The following is a 16,678-nucleotide window of genomic DNA, read 5'->3' as shown; positions in this document are numbered from 1 at the left end:
GCATCACCTCCTTAAAATTTTGTTTTTCTATTTGTAATAAACATTATTTCCGCACCTAATTGCTCTAAATCTTCTTTTCTATTATTTATAAAGTTCTCTACATGTAATGTTACGTATACTTTCTTATTATCATCTTCATTTTGCTTTTTCTCAATTCCTCTACTGTTATCTATATTTATATTTGTATTTCCTAACATATTTCTTGATGAGATATTTCTTGCTAAAGTATCGGAATAAGCCATGCTTCTTAGTTCATCAACTCCATTTCTAAGTCTTGATATTTCTTTCCTCCCACTTGCAGGTATCTTTATATCCTTAAAACCTATGCCAGAAAGCTGTTTATTTATAGAATTAACTATATCACTTAAAACCTTACCCAATGCTCCTTGCATAGATTTAATACCATCTATCATGCCCTGCATAGAATCTTTACCAGTTTCCATAAACATAGCTGGTACCACTCCAAATTTATCCTTAAAACTTTCAATTTGTTCCTCTATACTTTTTTGCATTTCTTGACCTAGTTTTCTATATTCTGCATCATAAGTTTTTTTCAATTCTTCAATTTCTTTTTCTATTCTATACTTTTCATCTTCTGTATCTTCTTTAGCTCTTCTTTCAGCTATTTTCTTCTTTTCTTTGTATAATCTTTCGTATTCTTCTAGTTGCTCTTTTGACATCTTGTTAATGGCTTCTATTTCATTATGAGCTTGTGGTCCTTTAGTTAATAGCTCCTCATACAAATCTTTACCTACTTTTGTAGATAAATCTGCCATATCAGTGTCCCATTTTCTAAGTACATCAACTTGCTCTTGTAAGTTTTCCATTAACTCATCATTGTCAATTTCTTCAAATGTTACAGAAGAAAATAAATCTGTATAGTCCATTAAAGACTTTACTCTTGAGTCATATATCTTTTGATATTCTTCATTTAGTTTCTTTTGGTCCTCAATATATTTCTTATCTAAGTTTGCTACTTTTTCAGCATAATCTTCTTTAATATCATTATATTTTTTATTGAAATCTCTTTCAGCTTTTATTTTCTCTTCTCTGAGTTTTTGTAGTTCTTCTTGATGCTTTTCAGTATCTTCTTTTTCTTTTTTATCATACTTTTTATTAATTTTTTCCAACTTTTCTCTGTATTCTTCTTGCTCTTTTACAGATTCCTTATTATATTTATCTTTAATCTTCTTTAGTGCTGCTAGTTTTTCCTTTTTATTCTTATATTTCTTTGCTTCTGCTTCCTTTATTTCTTCGTTTTCTTTTTCATTTCTTTCTTTTTGTTTTTTCTTATGTTCTTTATCTAATTCTGCTATTTCTTCAGCTTTTTCTTCTTGTAGCTTTTGAACTTCCTTATTAAACTTTTTAATTTCTTGAGCTTCTTTTATGTTTCCATTACCTATTATTGCTTGGACTGTTCTAAGTGTATTTGTTAATCCTTCTTCTATGTTTGACAATCCATCTAAATACGCTTTTGCTGAGTTTTCTCCTGATTTTTTAAATTGTGAGGCTATTCCTGATGAAGAACTACCTATATCTTTTGTCATAGTATTAGAAAGTTTGCTAATAGAGTCTAGTATACTTCCTCTACTTGATGTAAAACCTTCCATTGATGCTCTAAATATCCTTGATGTTGGTAACATATCTTGCTGAATAAAATTATTGCTATTTTGAGGAATCATAGAACCACTTCTAAAAAATCCACTTACTTTATCTTTTATTCCATTTATTTTACTTGTAATTCCTCCAAGTATACCGCTTATTGCTTTTTGTGCGGCTTTAAATGGAGCTGTCAAAATATTAGATATTGTACTAAATACACTTGAACATACTGATTTTACTGCATTTGCACCATTACTTACTGCTGTTTTTATATTACTCCATACATTTGATATTGCTGTTTTTATATTATTCCATATAGTTGTAACCGTTGATTTTAAGGAATTAAACCCTGATGTTGTTGTATTTTTTACATTTGATACTGAGCTTGTAGCACTCGATTTAATATTATTCCATGCATTTGATACTGCTGTTTTGATTCCATTCCATATCGAAGATGTTATATTTTTTATTCCATTCCATGCACTTGACACTACCGACTTGACCGCATTCGACACACTACTAGCAATTGATTTTATTCCATTCCATGCGTTTGTTACAACTGTCTTAATTCCATTCCAAATTGTACTTGATATATCCTTTATACTATTCCACGCATTTGTTACAACTGCTTTTACAGCATCTACTGCACCCATTACATATGGTTTTATTGCATCCCAAACACTTTGTATTACGCTTTTTATACCTTCCCATATCGATGAAGTTATATCTTTTATACCTTGCCACGCAGCTCTTACTAATGCTTTTACTATTTCCACGCCAAGTCCTATAATTGCCTTTATAAAATCCCAAACGCTCTGTATTATATCAGAAATAGATTGCCATATAGTTGTAGCTGTTTCTTTAATTGATTCCCATGCCATATTTACCATTTCGGCAATAAATGAGGTAACTGGACTTAAAAATTCTGTTATACTATTCCATGCATCTGTTACTGAACTAACAATACCATTCCATGCATTTGTAGCCATTTCTTTAATACTTTCCCATAACTCGCCTAAAAAACTTGTTATATTGCTCCAAGTATTTGTTGTCCATTCTAAAACGCTATTCCAAGCACTACTAACACCTTCAGATATACTCGTCCAAAGGTTATTACAACCTTCCTTTATACTATTCCACGCATTTGACAAACTCTCTGTTATGCTATTCCAAGCATTTGAAACTCCTTGAGTTATTTTGTTCCACGTATCAGCGAATCCTTTGTCTGTATTACTACACCAAGTGTCGAAATCGCTTTGAGATGTATCAATATTCTTCTTGATTTCATCTCTTAATACTTCCCATCTCGATTTTATTTCTCCTGTTGTCCAATCAATTTTTTCCACTTGACCTTCTGCTTGTTTTTGAGCTTCTGAAACAATTTCTTCGTGCATTTCTTGTGCTTTTTTTACTGCTTCATCTTTTTGTTTTGTAGCTTCTTGAATTACTTTATTTGCAAGTTCTTCATTTTCTTTCCCACCTTCAGCTCTAAGTTGAGCTGCTAACTTGAGTCTCTCATTATACTCTTCATTTGCTGATTTTACAGTTTCATCTCTTTGCTTTATAGAATTTTTCACAACATCTGCTGCTTGTTTTGCTGAGAGATTTGTAGCGTTAGCTCTCATTCTTTCCATTATCGCTGCTTGTTCTGCTTCACTTTCAGACATGACATCTACAGCTGTATTTAACATTTCTGTTTTAATACGATTTATTTCATCTGCTTCAGATTGTGTCAGACTTCTATTTTCTTCACTTGCTTTAGTTAAAATTTCTTTTACTTTAGCTGTACTTTCTTCTACTTTCTTTTCTTTGTTACTATAAGCTTCATCGGTATTTTTTATTAAAGCTTCTTTTTCTTTGTCTGATAAAGCGGTTGAGCTAACAAACATTTCTTGTAATGTTGCTTTACTGCTTTCTTTTGTTTCATTTAACTTTGAGGTTATTTGACTAGACATAGAGTCAAAGTTACTTATTAAAGTATCCTTCATTTCAGTCGAAACAGTTTCTCCAGACCACAACATTTGGTTTAAAGTTGTTGTTGTTTGTTCTTCTAAATCCATGAAAGCTCCAACTGCTTTTTGCGTCCCATCTGATATGTTTTTTCCAAACCTTTCCGAAACTTGAATTGAGTCTTGCGACATGTGTTTATTCAAAGCTATTCCTAAAGCAGCTATTGCCATAACGGCTAGTCCAGTTGGACTTATTATCATAGATATCACTTTAGCTAGTGTTGCCATACCTGCACTTGTAGGTATGGTTGCTCCTCTTACCACAGCAAGTGTTCTTGATAAAAATGTAAAGGTTCCACCTAAATTTTTGATTGCATCTATTCCCCTTGGTATTGTGATTGCCATTGTCCCAAGAACTACTAATAAAGGTCCTATTGCTGCGACTACTGCTCCAACACTTACAACAATTCTAGCAAAATTAGGATTACTCTTTGTCATTTCGCTGACACTTTTCATAAAGGCAGTTGCCATTTCAGCTACTTTCGCAACTACAGGCATCATGACTTCACCTAAATCACTTAAAGTGTTTTTAGCTGAATTGAGGGCATCTTCAAGTTTAGTCTTTGTAGTATTATCCAGTTGCTCAAATGCTTTATCACAAAGTCCAGTAGAATTTTTCATATCATTAAGCATTTGATTAAATGAATCAGCACTCTTTGTACCTTCAATTAGTTCCCCAGTTGTCTCATTAACTGCATCACCTAACAGAACATTAGCTGCCTTTGCACCTTCTGCTGAGCCAAATAAATCAGCTAGTGACAAACTATTTTTCTTAGCATAATTATTCAACATTAATAATACATCTGCTGTTGATTTACCTTCTTTTTGTAAATCAGCAAATCCTTTATCTGTTAATTTTTTAAGTATTTTATCTGCTTTACTCCCACTTTTCCCAAGCTCATTGAACATCGCATTCATATAAGTTGTTGCTTCTGCTCCAGCAATTCCTTTTGCAGTTAATATAGCATATCCAGCTCCAAGTTGCTCTATACTGACATTCAGACTTTTTGCAGTTGGAATTATTTTACCCATAGAACTTGCTAACTCATCCACCGTAATCTTGCCCTTATTTTGAACCTGTATAAGTACATCACTTACATGAGCCATATCCTTTTGAGACATACCATACGCATTTTGAATAGTTGTCAACACATCTGTAGCTTTTGCTAAATCTGTTAAACCTGCTGTTGCTAGTTTATCTGCTTGTGCTAAAAATTCTGTTACGTCTGCTTGTTTTACACTTGCAGATATGGCATTATATGCAGAGTTAGCATATTCATCATAAGCCATTCCAATTTCATTAGCACCATCTTTTAATGTGCTTGCATAAGAATCCCATTCACTTTTACCACCTTGAACTTTTTCTGTATTAAGTTGTAGTATAGAATTAACAACTGCCATAGCCTGTTCGGTACTGGTTGCTGCTGCGACTGCTGCTGTTCCCATTGCAACTAATCCAGTTGTCACTGTAGAGGTCAGTGTCTGCCCAATATCTTTCATTTTAGTTCCAATAGCATCAAATGGCATGGTTCTTAAAGAGTCACTTAACCTATTGGCTTCTGCTTCTGCATTATTCATAGCTGTTCTCATATCAGTTAGAGAATCTTCTCCATTTTCGATTTCATTAGCTAATTGAGTTTGAGAATTCTTAAGCCTTTCAATAGCATCTCTATACCTTTGTGACTGCTCTGAACTCTCTCCATACATACTATTGCAACGTTCTAATTGTTGTTCATATCTTTCTATCTTACTTCCTATTTCTGTATACTTTTGTTTTGACTTCTCTATTTCAGATGTAAGCCTTGATATTCCTTGGCTGTATGCATCTATAGTGTTTCTTGCCGTTTTTAGTTCATTTTCAGTTTCCTTTATAGAGTTTCGCAAAGATGAAAATGGACCACTTGCAGTTGATGCTATTTTATTTAATTCTGATGCTGCTAATGCTGATTGCCTGCCTATTTGTGTCAAAGAATTTGCTGTATCAGAAATTTGTTTTCCCATTGCTGTCATAGCACTACCTGTGGTTTTGGTACTTGAATTAAATTGACTAAGTTGTTTAGCTGCATCTGCAAGAGCTTTAAAAAACTTCCCTCCATCTAAATCTAGATAACCTACTGCTGTTCCTAATTCTAGAGACATATTATTTCCTCCTTTCCTTGAAATTTCACATAAAAAAACACCTACTATTTAAGTAAGTGTTGTGTATTATTATTTTCAGTCTATTATTTTTTATCTTCTACAAGTTTTTCTATATTGCTATTCAATTGAGATAATTGTCTAATTATCATCCAGTTTTGCTCAACTAAAGCACTAAGATAATTTATTTTTGTTTGTTCTTCTATTTTTGTAAAACTCAATGCTAATCCTGTTTTTATGAGTCCAGTTGCAAATAAATCATCTGTTATTCTTCTTAAAATAGTTAAATCTTTTTCATTTAAATCTTGTAATTGATACTTATTCATAAATTTTTGTATTTCTTCTTGCTCTTTTAATTTCTTTTTATCTTCTTTATCAACTTTATCCCCAAATAACGCCATAACATTCTCCTTCACTAAATGTATTTTCTAGTTCAATTATATAATATATTAATAATTTTTTCATTAATTATTTGCAATATTATTCCATATAATTTCACACAACTGATTAAATTTAAGCAAAACAAAAACACCTACTATTTAAGTAAGTGCCTTATGTATAGCTAATCTAATCCTAGAACTAACTTCTAGCTTCAAATTCTATATCATCAATTAAATTTACATCATTTTTTATATTATTCCAGTCTTCTAACCATACTACATAAGTAAGTATACCATCAACAACAAAGTTTATTCTTACTGAATAGATATCATTCATATCTTTTATATTGTTGACTAATTCTTTAGTAAAGTTTCTGCATTCACTTTCATTATTAAATTTAGAATCTTCTATTTGAATGCTAACTATATACCCATCTCCTTTAGTTGGAGTAAGCATATCAACATAGTAACTTGTATTGTTTTTAAAACTATCAGATATAACAGATTCTACTTTTTCTTTTACTTCTTCCTTAGATAAACTTTTTTCTACTTCATTTTTCTGTTCTTCTTCTTGTGCTTTTTTATTTGCTTCTTGTTTTTTCTGCTCTTCTAACTCTTTTTTCTTTTTTGCTTCTAATTTATCTTTTAACTCTTTTTCTTGTTTTTCTTTAGCTTCCTTATCTTTTATCTCCTGCTCTTCTTTTTCTTTTCTTTCAACTTCTTGCTGGCTCTTTAAATTACGCTCTGTTGTTACTTTGAATGTAGCACTCCACCACGCCCAATTGAACATCAAGAGTACAAATATTAAAAACAAGCTTATAACAACTTTTAGTATTTTCACAAACTTATTACCCTTTTTACTTATACTCTTTACTAAAAATAGAATAGAAAAAAATAGCAATGTTAATGGTAATAATAAGATTCCTATTATAACAATTAATACCTTTTGCCAACTTTTTAATGCCTTAAATTTTTCAAACATAATATCCCCCTAAATTATATTTTATAAGGATATTATACTATATATGTAAAATTTTTACATTATAGTTTGACTTCAAAACCCATTTTAAGACTTGTTATTTTAGATAATTTCTGAAATAATGAACAATAATAAACACATACACTATTCTCATAACACTTAAATTTATGATTACATCTACAGCATGGATTATCTTCTTTGTTTTATCACTTCATTTTCATTTCTAAATACATGTACTTGGATATACAATATAACTCCTTTTCTGTAAGTTCTATGTCTTTATTAATTCAATCACCTCCATTTTATTGCAAAACAAAAGCACCTACATGTTTGTAAGTGCTTAAATTTATACTATTACTTTGAATTGTATAAATTATTGTATCTTTCAAGTGATTGATTCATTAACTCTTTGCTAGTATTTAACAACTCATCATCATCACCTAATAAACCAGTACAGTATGTACTTGCTGATATTGTTATTTCTCCCTCATTAAATTATTTATTCAAATATAATTCTATCTAAAATTAAGAACTCAGTCTATTAATTTGGAATATTTATCTAATTGATTTAAAAGTTAATTGTAAGTATTATTAAAGTTCCACATAAAAAATGCCTACTATTTAAAGTAAGCATTTCACTTAAATTCTTATGATTTTATTCTAAAGTAGCATTTATTTCTCCCATAACTTTGTCATTTACTTTATCTTTTATAATTATTTTTACAGCATTTGAGTCTGTTGTTATAGCAAATGCTGTTGTTCCTTTTGATTTAGTTCCTGCTGTTGTTTCTTGTTGCATTCTAGCTGAATCATCTACTGGATAAGTTTGTAGCATATTTCCATCCCCATCTGTCACTTGATATTCTATTCCATCAGTTACAAATACAGTCTCTTTACAATCTACATTTTCATAATTAAAATCAACAAAAACTACCTTTTTAGCTTCGATTTCTGCGAACTCATTACGTTCATCTGTGACCCTCACACCTTCAAATGTAAGTTTGTAAGTTCCCTCCTCATAATCTTTCATTTCTATAGTATCCCCAAATTTGTATTCCTTTTTTTCCTCTTTTTTCTGTTCTGTCCCTGCATCTTTGTTTGTTGAATCATCTGATGTGCTTGGAGAGCTACATCCGACTATGGAAATACTAACTGCTAATGATAGAACTAATGATAATATTCTTTTGTTTAATTTCATAACACAATCCCCCTGTGATATCATTTTCTCAATATAAAGTTTACACTAAATCACAAAGTTAGTCTATTGAAATAGAATAATTTATACTAATTCATATCTTTTTCTTTTTCTCTAATGCCATTTGAACAAAAGTTTTTCTATCTTTTTTCTCTACAACTTTATTTTTATCATCTTCAAATTTAAGCTTTTTATCATTTTTAATAGCATCTACTAAAAATATACAAGCTTCATCAAAACAAAAAGAAGTATATTCATCTTTAATTCTTAATATCTCACTAGGCATCTTGTTGTACATTATCACTTGATTTAGAACCCTCAATATCTGTGGACTCTTGATGAAAGTTTTCTAGTGACTTTGTACCTCCTTGAATACGATTAAATAATGTTAATCTTTGTTCAATAGAAAGTTCCAATCCTATTTTTTTAATTTGAGCATATGTAGGGTTAACTAGCACTTCTTTAGCCACTATATCCATCATTTCAAACATTTCTTTTGAGAAATTAGACTCATCATTCATCTTCTTTAGTACTTTTTCACCTGTACTATCTTTACTTTCCTTCTCTTCAACTAAACTCATTGATGCTGTCATTAGACTGTTTGGTATCTTACCAGCCATTGCAAGAGCCATCAAGTCGGGTTGTTTTACTTCTGCAACTAACATAGTTCCATCTAAAAATCTTCCAACCTCAATTACCTCAGTCAATTTTATCTTTTTTAGTTCCTCTAAACTTGTTACTTTTAATTCTTCCATTTCCCAATCTCCTTTTCAAATAAAAGCTCTAGCTAATTCACTAGAGCTTTTAACCTATCTATATACTTGACTCAACTTTTTCAACTTTATATGTCGTTCCATTTGTTAATCCTGTTATCTTTGTTCCTGTAAGTGCTGCCTTATCTCCTTCAACAGTAGTTAGTGTCCCATCTGTTAGAGTATATTTAATAGTTGCTGTTGCGTTTGGATCAACAGTTACTTTGTATATATCTCCTATAGTAAGCCCTGTTATTTCTTCATTCCCAGCTATAGCACCAGCTACAGAGCCGCTGCTTAGTAATACCTTTGTAGCTTCATATCCACTTGGTAATTCATTTACTATTTCAACTTCATAAGGTGATTGACCTGTATTAGGTCTACTATTTATAACATATTCATTTGAGTAGTATTCCCCATCTTTAAAGTTAAGTGGCACGGATTTTCCTTTGCAATTTGGGAAAATAGTTTTAGCAAATTGGCCAGTATCTCCCCCTGGTCCAACAACTGCACTATATATAATAGTTCTAAAGGATTTCTTAGAAAAAGTCTTTCCTACTTCCGGAGCTAAGTATCTTTTAAAGCTACCATCTTCCTCATTTTCTATTGTTCCACCTTGCATAATTTGAAGTATTTCTGGACAAAACACGTTATCTTTTAGTGTTAAATCATATCCTAAGCTTGTATCTTCTGCTGCTCTGTTTGCAATTATTTTTTTCTTTATTTTTAGGGTTAATTCTTCACCCTCACTTAATATTTCTTCTGTTCCTATCTCATCTGATGTATCAAATGTATATGTAACTGGATTTTGTTCAACTGTTTCAATCTGAACTAATACAACATCTGTCAGTGGATATTGATTTAATATTTGTACTGCCATATTTAAAACCTCCTAATTTTATTTTGATAGTAACTTAATCTTGTGAAATAAGCTTGTTTTTCATCATCTATCATAATTGGTAAAGGTTCATAAGCCCTTTTTATACCTTTCATTTCACTTATAGACTCTTCTACTTTTTCTTTATAATCTTTAATCATTGAGTATTGCCCTATTGGATAATAAATCCATATCTCAAATAATTCTTTAATAATATTTCTTTCTGTTGTTTGCATATCATTCTTTTCATATAGCACTAAAAAAGGACTGTTGCATATTCCTTGATGCTGGCCAATAGAATATACTTCAAATCCTTTTTCCTTTAAATATTTATACATTTTTTTAAACATGTGCTACCTACTTCCAAAGAGACAATTTAGTCCCCTTAATATTTCGGGTCCACATCCTTCTATAGTTGGCATTATAATTGGATACGGTCTACTTCCGGGGTGATTAACTTGTTTTACTGGATGTGAAGCTCCATCCCAAAATAAATAACCTCCATTTCTAGCAGTTATAATATGTGGATTTGTACCTTTTTCTAAAAATACACCATAATCAACTCCATGACTTAGTGCTAATCTCACATTATCACCTTGCCATTCATAACTTCCTTTCAAGCGACTTTCAGCATCATGTGAGCGGTTTTGCCAAGGGTGATTAGTTTTAGCTTCTGTTTCCAGTTTCCTAGAAGCTGTATCAGCATAAACACCTAGCATGGCTCTTGATTTTGTAACTTGTTGCGTCAATGAATTCATCATTCTTGATAAATCTAACCTAAAGCCCGACATCTTTTTTCACCAACTTTATTTTCATATCTAAATGAGAATCAAGCATATATTGATTTCCTAAATCTTCTATGACATACTTAGAACCTTTCATATAAAGAAAATCACCTTCTTTTATTTTAGATTCTTCCTCATCATATGCTAACATGAGATACTGGTCTTTATCCCTTTTTACTTCTCCTTTGTCCTTTGAAATTTTTGATATACTTGAATTTCCTTCATGGTATAATCCAAATGTTTTACATATTATAATTTCTTCATTTGTTGGTTCTCCAAAATCATTTTTACTAGTCCTTTTTATAATAGCTTCTGTGGGAAGCTTGGATATTGCTTTTCTTATTTTAGGTTTTATTTTATCAGCTAACAATTATAACACCCCACTTGTATTTGGTTTATACTTTTTAGCTAACCTTAACCAGTAATTTTGATTAGATGGTATATTAAGACCTGTTAAGGCTAAACTATCATCTTCAGCTTTAAGCAGTAGCATTGTATATGCTGTAGCTCTTAGATTGTAACTATTTTGTTCTAAGTAAAAATCTATTTCTTTTTCAGAAAAAAATTGTGAGTTATCTTCTTTCAATATAATTTTTAAATCTTCTTTCAGTTTATCTATATCAATAGACATTACCTCACCTACTTTAAACAGTTACAACTTTTAATATCTGAACTTGCTCACTATTTTCAAAACTAGGTAATCCAATAAAAGATACTTTTGTAGAAACATTTACTGGATCATCAGTTTCTTTTGTTGTTATTGCTACTCCTGTATTAATTATTGATACATTAGCTACTTTAGAACTCATCAAATCCGTTTCCTCTGGTGTAGTTCCAAACCAAGAACTTCCTAAATTACTGGCTGGAATTAATGTAAATACATCATCAGAAAAAAAGTTCTGAGTTGCTCCATCTTCATCTATATACTTTTTATTATAAATAGCTATAGTTAAATCTAGTTCATCTTGAATATACTGTTTAACCATCTTTGAGTTTACATATTTAGTAGTGTTTAATGCTCTGATTGCTCCTATTATCTTTGTATTTTCAGTTAGATATTTGAAAGTTTTTTTCGTGCAGATTGCTCTTGTAGGTCTAACTCCGCTCCTATCCTCCGCATCATCCATACCTTTTTCTATATCTGCCATTATATCTGTAGAAGGCAATGCCCAAGATTTAGAAACTGTTGTTTCATTTACACCATAACTATAATCTAAACCTAATCCACCATAAGTTATTTTAATTTTACCTTCTGATAATAGTTGCATTCTCATTCTTTCAAATTGATGAAGTGCTCCTTCAACTAGATGTGTAGTATCATCGAAAATGTTATTTAGAATTATATTTGCATACTCAGAATTATCATTTTCAATTACTTTTAATAATTCCTGTCTATCTTTTTCTTTTATTAGCATAGATTCTTTAAAATAAGGCATTTCACTTTCCACATCTGAAAAACCAGCTCTATCTCTTAAAGTTGCCTTAGTATCAAATGCACTTAATTTTAGTACTTGAGGTATTCCCTTACCACTCTTTATATACTTTAAATCTAATCCTAATTTCTTCTTATATGGAAATAATGTTTCTCCTAAATAAGGTATTTTATTACTCACAGCTTCTTTGTAATACTCAGCTATTGATTTATTATTGTATGAATCATATATTTTTGGCATATTTTAAAACTCTCCTTTTATTTTTATAAAAATTTAATTAATGGTAAATCTACTGTTGCATCTGGTTGAACTGGTATTTTCGCCTTATCTATAAATCCATGTATAACCAAACTTGCTTGTTGGTCACCATCTGTTACATCTACATCCCATAGAATAACACCTTCTGCTGTTGCATCATTTTTTGGATATATAGTTCCAGCTTTTAATATTTTTCTATTTTCAACTGTTTCAACACCTTCTGTTGCTACAGTGATTTGTACTGGAACTGCTACTAGATGGTCCTTAAATTTTAAAATTTCCTTATCACTGAAATAATTTGTTATTTTCATTTTGCTAGCCATTTTATTACCTCCTAATCAAAATATGGATTTTTCTCTACATAAGCATTTTGTGTTTTACTAGCTTCTTCTCCTAGTGTTTTGCCTATTGTATATTCTTCTTTCTTATCTTCTATTTTTTTCTTAAAGCCTCCTAGCCCACCAGTTCCTTTAGATTCTGTTTCTGCGCTCCCAAATAAATAAGCTTTACTTTCTTTCAAAGTTGGAAGTTGTGCATCAAGCCCAATTATTTTATTTTCTTCTAACTTCAATTCTTCTTTATTTAAGTAAACTTCTAAAGCTTTTGAATCTATGCAACCAGCATCTTTCAAAGATTCTCTTAGTGCATAATTAAAACTATTGTTTTTCATCTCCGTTTCTTTTGTCTTTATATCAGCTTGCAAGTCTGTAATCTTTGTCTTAATCTTCTCTGCATCAATAGGACCATCAATAATATCCTTCAAATCTTTATTTAAACTATCAACTTGAGTTTTATAAATATCTCTTTCACCTTTTATTTTTTCATGTTCTTCTTTTGATATAAAGCTTCCATCATCAACAGTAAGTTTTTTATCTCCTAGCTTTTCTGATACTTGCTTGTGTAAATCTTCTCCTAGTAACTCTTTTAAATTCACCTTTACACCTCCATTTGCTCGTATTTCTCTACAATTTCACTTAATTTTCTTTCATACTCTTGTCTAATTTCTATACATATTCTTTCATCTAGCAATATATCTCCAAGTAACAATATTTCTTCCACAAAGCAACCTAAGTCATCAATTTTAATTCCAATATCAATACAAGCCAAATCTATTCACCTCAATTTTGTATAAAAAAACACCCTTTAGTTTTTACTAAATGAGTGTTAATCTTCTTCTAATACTCCAATTTTCTTTAAGTGTGCTCTAAATCTTTCTTTGTCTCTTTTTCTTTCTTCATCAGTTCTTTCAAATGAACCTATAACTTTAAAATTTATTGGTTCATATTGTGTTCTCCACACAAACCTATCATGGTCAGATAACTTTTTAAATGCTTCTGCTTTTTCTTCATCTGGCAATTTTATAAACTCTTCTATAGTTAGCATCTATTCAACTTCCTCTAATAAAATATGATATATACCATTTAACTCCTCTACTTCTTTGACCTTAAATTTAGTATCTCGCTTATATAATACTTCATTTTCATTGGGATTATATCCACTTACATCTTTTCCGTTTTTAGAATTAAATATATATATCTGTACTTGGCCATCTGGATTATATGTTTTTCCTTTTGTTGTAGATGTATAATCATTATTTATAACAATTTCATCCATTTTGTATAGCTCCATAAATCCATTTAGTGCTTCTTCATTATAAAAATATAAAGACCTAGTTACATCACCTTTATGGTTAGGCATTTTGTCTAAAGCTTTATCTAAGTTATTTATAAACCATCTATCTTCCTCTGTCAAGGTTTTACCGCCTCTAAGCTTTTCGTTTATTTTATAAGAATCTCCTCCTGTATATTTTGAAATAGAAGCTTTTTCATTTTGAGTTAACACATTTATTTTGCCTTCTCCAAATCCAGCAAACTCTAGTCCGTAATCTTCAAACCATTCATCAAGTTTAGTATTGCTTTCTCCATATGCCCAATCTCTAAGCTCTTTCCCTATTTCCTCCATACTTGCAGTATCATAAATAAATGTACATAGACCATTTGGGTGATCTAAGGGAAGCTCATCTGGCATATATTTCTTTCCATCACGACTGGCACATAGTTTACACATCCTAGTACTATGTGAGGATTTCCAAACCATCTTCTGAACAAAAGGATTTTTCTTACAACTTTCTTTCGCTGCCTGTTGATAAGCATGAGATATATAAGTCTTTGCCAATCTATAAGAGTTATATTCTATTCTATTTTTTGATTTTGGATGTATTAAAGCCTGTTTATAATCTTTTTTCACACTTGGATTAACATACCTTTCTAAGTCTTTTGCTATATCTTTAGTACTCCTTTTAGATACTACACCTTCTGCAAGTATATCTTCTAAATCAATTTTAGTCTTATTTACATCACCCCAAATACGGCTGCTTAATGATATTTTATCTTTATACATATCCCCACTTATCACTTGCCTTAGTACATCTTCATGCACCTTACTAAACATATCTGTAAATTGAGGTTTTAAATTTATCGAATACTTATCACATACTTTATTAAAGAAGCTTAATTGTGCATCAGTAGTAGCTTTTATTACATTAGATATTTCTTTTTCTATATCTTTTTTTAACGTCTTACCAAGCTTTGTATACTCTTTTTGTAAGTGTCTTATGCTGTCTCTTAGAAAATAATCTGTAAGAGTATTAGTATTTGTTTTACTAAGTTTTTCAGCATACTTATTAGATATTTCTTTGTATAAGTGCCTAATTCTTTTTGTTGTTTTATTAGCTGATGCAGTTCTTTTACTTTCAGCTTTTTTCATAGCTCTATTGAAATCTTTGTTAATCACTATTTATCATCTCCAACTTCCTCACCTCCTCCAATTTCTTCCTCATTTTCAATATTTTCATCTGTCATATCTGTAAAACTATCCTCTAGGACTTCTCTCTCTTTTGCCATTTGTTCTATAACTATATCAGCTTCTTTTTCATCCATATCAAACCATTTCATTATGAATTGTTGCTTACTCATGCAGTTTGTATTAACTTTACTTAAATCAGCATTCATTTCCTCTAATTCATCTTCGGGTAGTGGTAGATTCATCTCAATATTTATATCATACTCAATATTAGGAACATCATATATTTTATATTCTCTAGCTATTTCTATAATGTATTTTAATGTGTATTCTAAAGCTGGTTTCCATGCATTAAATTTTTCCTTACATCTAAGTATCAATTGCCAATACAAAGTCTTCATACCTTTGCCACTTGTAACCATCCCTTTTATATCTTCCATGGTTAAAATTGGTATACTTAATAAATCATGCATAGTAGATTTATTTTTATCAAGCTTCTTTTCTAATCTATCTGAGTAATTAAAGTTTACATCTAATGTTCCAGCCTGTGCTTGCATACCCTCTTGCTCAGAAGCTGATTGAATATCCCAATATGCACCAGCACATAGTGGCAATCGTTTCACTTTGCCATACTCGTCATATGGGGTTTCTGCATCTATGGTGTATTTGACTTGGTTCATACCCTTTATTAAAGCATCTGTATCCTCGCTATCAAGTCTATTATAGTCTATCTGGTTATCAATTAATTTAGCAACATCACTTTGCCCTTCTGTATCTGAACTTAACCCATCATTAAATATAATATAGCTTGGTATAAAGCTTAGTCCTGTATTATATGAGTTATGTATTTCCTCTATTAACTCACCCAGTCCATTGTAAATACCTTCATCAAAAATACATTTACTTTCTATCATCTTATATTTTTGTTTCCAATAACGCTGCTCTTTTCTATCTTTACTTTCTTTAATCTGATAGTAATATATAACTTTTGTAAGCTCTTGAGAATCGTCAAGCTCTGTTTCAAATACAAATTCTAAACTATTTTTAAAGAGTACTTTAATTCCTTTTTCTTTTTTATCCTCATTTGCACCAACTTTTATTGCAACTCTTTTACCAATAAAACAATCTTTAGCTCCTTTTATCAATGAATCTTGAAGTAAATTCTTCTTTACCACATCATCAATTATTGATTGTAACTTCTCTCTTGCTCTTTCATCAACACAAACAATGTTTATGTTAGGGAACTCTCCAAACATGAATCTAGCTTCTTTATCTATCAATTCTCCAATAAAATTACTAGATTTTCTAGTTGGTTTATATTCACCCATTGACTTATCTTCCCAATCCTTTAAATCTTTGCCTGCATACCATCTATAATATTGTATGATGTCTTTTATCTCTTTTAATTGTTCGCTTGTATATATTCCATTTAGTTCTTGTAACATATCTTTCATAAAATTATTATCCATG

The 16,678-nt window shown here is 30.6% G+C and carries 18 protein-coding genes; all 18 read right to left on the bottom strand.

Annotated elements, in window-relative coordinates:
• Nucleotides 1-11: 11 nt before the first annotated feature.
• Nucleotides 12-5,750: a phage tail tape measure protein gene (locus tag IC758_RS10095; protein WP_227860971.1), complete on the bottom strand. Its 5,739-nt coding sequence runs from the start codon at nt 5,748-5,750 to the stop codon at nt 12-14.
• Between the two features lie 83 nt (nt 5,751-5,833).
• Nucleotides 5,834-6,148, bottom strand: coding sequence for a hypothetical protein (locus tag IC758_RS10090; RefSeq protein ID WP_227823917.1), 315 nt, complete (start codon nt 6,146-6,148; stop codon nt 5,834-5,836).
• Between the two features lie 178 nt (nt 6,149-6,326).
• On the bottom strand, nt 6,327-7,109 hold the full coding sequence (locus tag IC758_RS10085) for a hypothetical protein (protein WP_227823916.1): 783 nt from the start codon (nt 7,107-7,109) through the stop codon (nt 6,327-6,329).
• 652 nt (nt 7,110-7,761) lie between these two features.
• Complete coding sequence (locus IC758_RS10080) at nt 7,762-8,304, bottom strand: hypothetical protein (RefSeq protein ID WP_227860970.1); 543 nt, start codon at nt 8,302-8,304, stop codon at nt 7,762-7,764.
• A 91-nt stretch (nt 8,305-8,395) separates the two neighbouring features.
• Nucleotides 8,396-8,605: a hypothetical protein gene (locus IC758_RS10075; protein WP_413927707.1), complete on the bottom strand. Its 210-nt coding sequence runs from the start codon at nt 8,603-8,605 to the stop codon at nt 8,396-8,398.
• Nucleotides 8,580-9,056 carry a hypothetical protein gene (locus IC758_RS10070; RefSeq protein WP_227823914.1) on the bottom strand — a complete coding sequence of 159 codons (477 nt, stop codon included), beginning with the start codon at nt 9,054-9,056 and terminating at the stop codon, nt 8,580-8,582. Before IC758_RS10070 ends, IC758_RS10075 begins: the two co-directional genes overlap by 26 nt.
• 58 nt (nt 9,057-9,114) lie before the next feature.
• On the bottom strand, nt 9,115-9,933 hold the full coding sequence (locus tag IC758_RS10065; protein ID WP_227823913.1) for a hypothetical protein: 819 nt from the start codon (nt 9,931-9,933) through the stop codon (nt 9,115-9,117).
• Between the two features lie 2 nt (nt 9,934-9,935).
• Nucleotides 9,936-10,280, bottom strand: a complete 345-nt coding sequence (locus tag IC758_RS10060) for a hypothetical protein (protein ID WP_227823912.1) — start codon at nt 10,278-10,280, stop codon at nt 9,936-9,938.
• 3 nt (nt 10,281-10,283) lie between these two features.
• Nucleotides 10,284-10,721 carry a hypothetical protein gene (locus IC758_RS10055; protein ID WP_227823911.1) on the bottom strand — a complete coding sequence of 146 codons (438 nt, stop codon included), beginning with the start codon at nt 10,719-10,721 and terminating at the stop codon, nt 10,284-10,286.
• Entirely contained in the window at nt 10,708-11,085 is a 378-nt protein-coding gene (locus tag IC758_RS10050) for a hypothetical protein (protein WP_227860969.1), read from the bottom strand. Before IC758_RS10050 ends, IC758_RS10055 begins: the two co-directional genes overlap by 14 nt.
• The gene (locus IC758_RS10045) at nt 11,086-11,346 is read right to left on the bottom strand and encodes a hypothetical protein (protein ID WP_227860968.1); all 261 of its coding nucleotides are present in this window, start codon (nt 11,344-11,346) and stop codon (nt 11,086-11,088) included.
• A 13-nt stretch (nt 11,347-11,359) separates the two neighbouring features.
• Nucleotides 11,360-12,388 carry a major capsid protein gene (locus IC758_RS10040; RefSeq protein ID WP_227860967.1) on the bottom strand — a complete coding sequence of 343 codons (1,029 nt, stop codon included), beginning with the start codon at nt 12,386-12,388 and terminating at the stop codon, nt 11,360-11,362.
• Between the two features lie 23 nt (nt 12,389-12,411).
• Entirely contained in the window at nt 12,412-12,729 is a 318-nt protein-coding gene (locus tag IC758_RS10035) for a hypothetical protein (protein ID WP_227823907.1), read from the bottom strand.
• Between the two features lie 11 nt (nt 12,730-12,740).
• Nucleotides 12,741-13,340 carry a phage scaffolding protein gene (locus tag IC758_RS10030; protein ID WP_227860966.1) on the bottom strand — a complete coding sequence of 200 codons (600 nt, stop codon included), beginning with the start codon at nt 13,338-13,340 and terminating at the stop codon, nt 12,741-12,743.
• Nucleotides 13,341-13,342: 2 nt separating this feature from the next.
• On the bottom strand, nt 13,343-13,513 hold the full coding sequence (locus IC758_RS10025) for a hypothetical protein (RefSeq protein ID WP_227823905.1): 171 nt from the start codon (nt 13,511-13,513) through the stop codon (nt 13,343-13,345).
• 57 nt (nt 13,514-13,570) lie between these two features.
• Nucleotides 13,571-13,789 (bottom strand): hypothetical protein, encoded by a 219-nt coding sequence (locus IC758_RS10020; RefSeq protein WP_227823904.1) that lies wholly within the window; start codon nt 13,787-13,789, stop codon nt 13,571-13,573.
• Nucleotides 13,790-15,199, bottom strand: a complete 1,410-nt coding sequence (locus IC758_RS10015) for an ADP-ribosyltransferase (protein WP_227860965.1) — start codon at nt 15,197-15,199, stop codon at nt 13,790-13,792.
• Complete coding sequence (locus IC758_RS10010) at nt 15,199-16,677, bottom strand: phage portal protein (RefSeq protein ID WP_227860964.1); 1,479 nt, start codon at nt 16,675-16,677, stop codon at nt 15,199-15,201. The genes IC758_RS10015 and IC758_RS10010 overlap by 1 nt, the downstream gene beginning before the upstream one ends.
• Between the last annotated feature and the right edge of the window lies 1 nt (nt 16,678).

The organism is Clostridioides sp. ES-W-0016-02, assembly GCF_020641035.1.
Lineage (GTDB): Bacteria > Bacillota > Clostridia > Peptostreptococcales > Peptostreptococcaceae > Clostridioides.
This window is presented reverse-complemented; position numbering and strand designations above follow the sequence as displayed.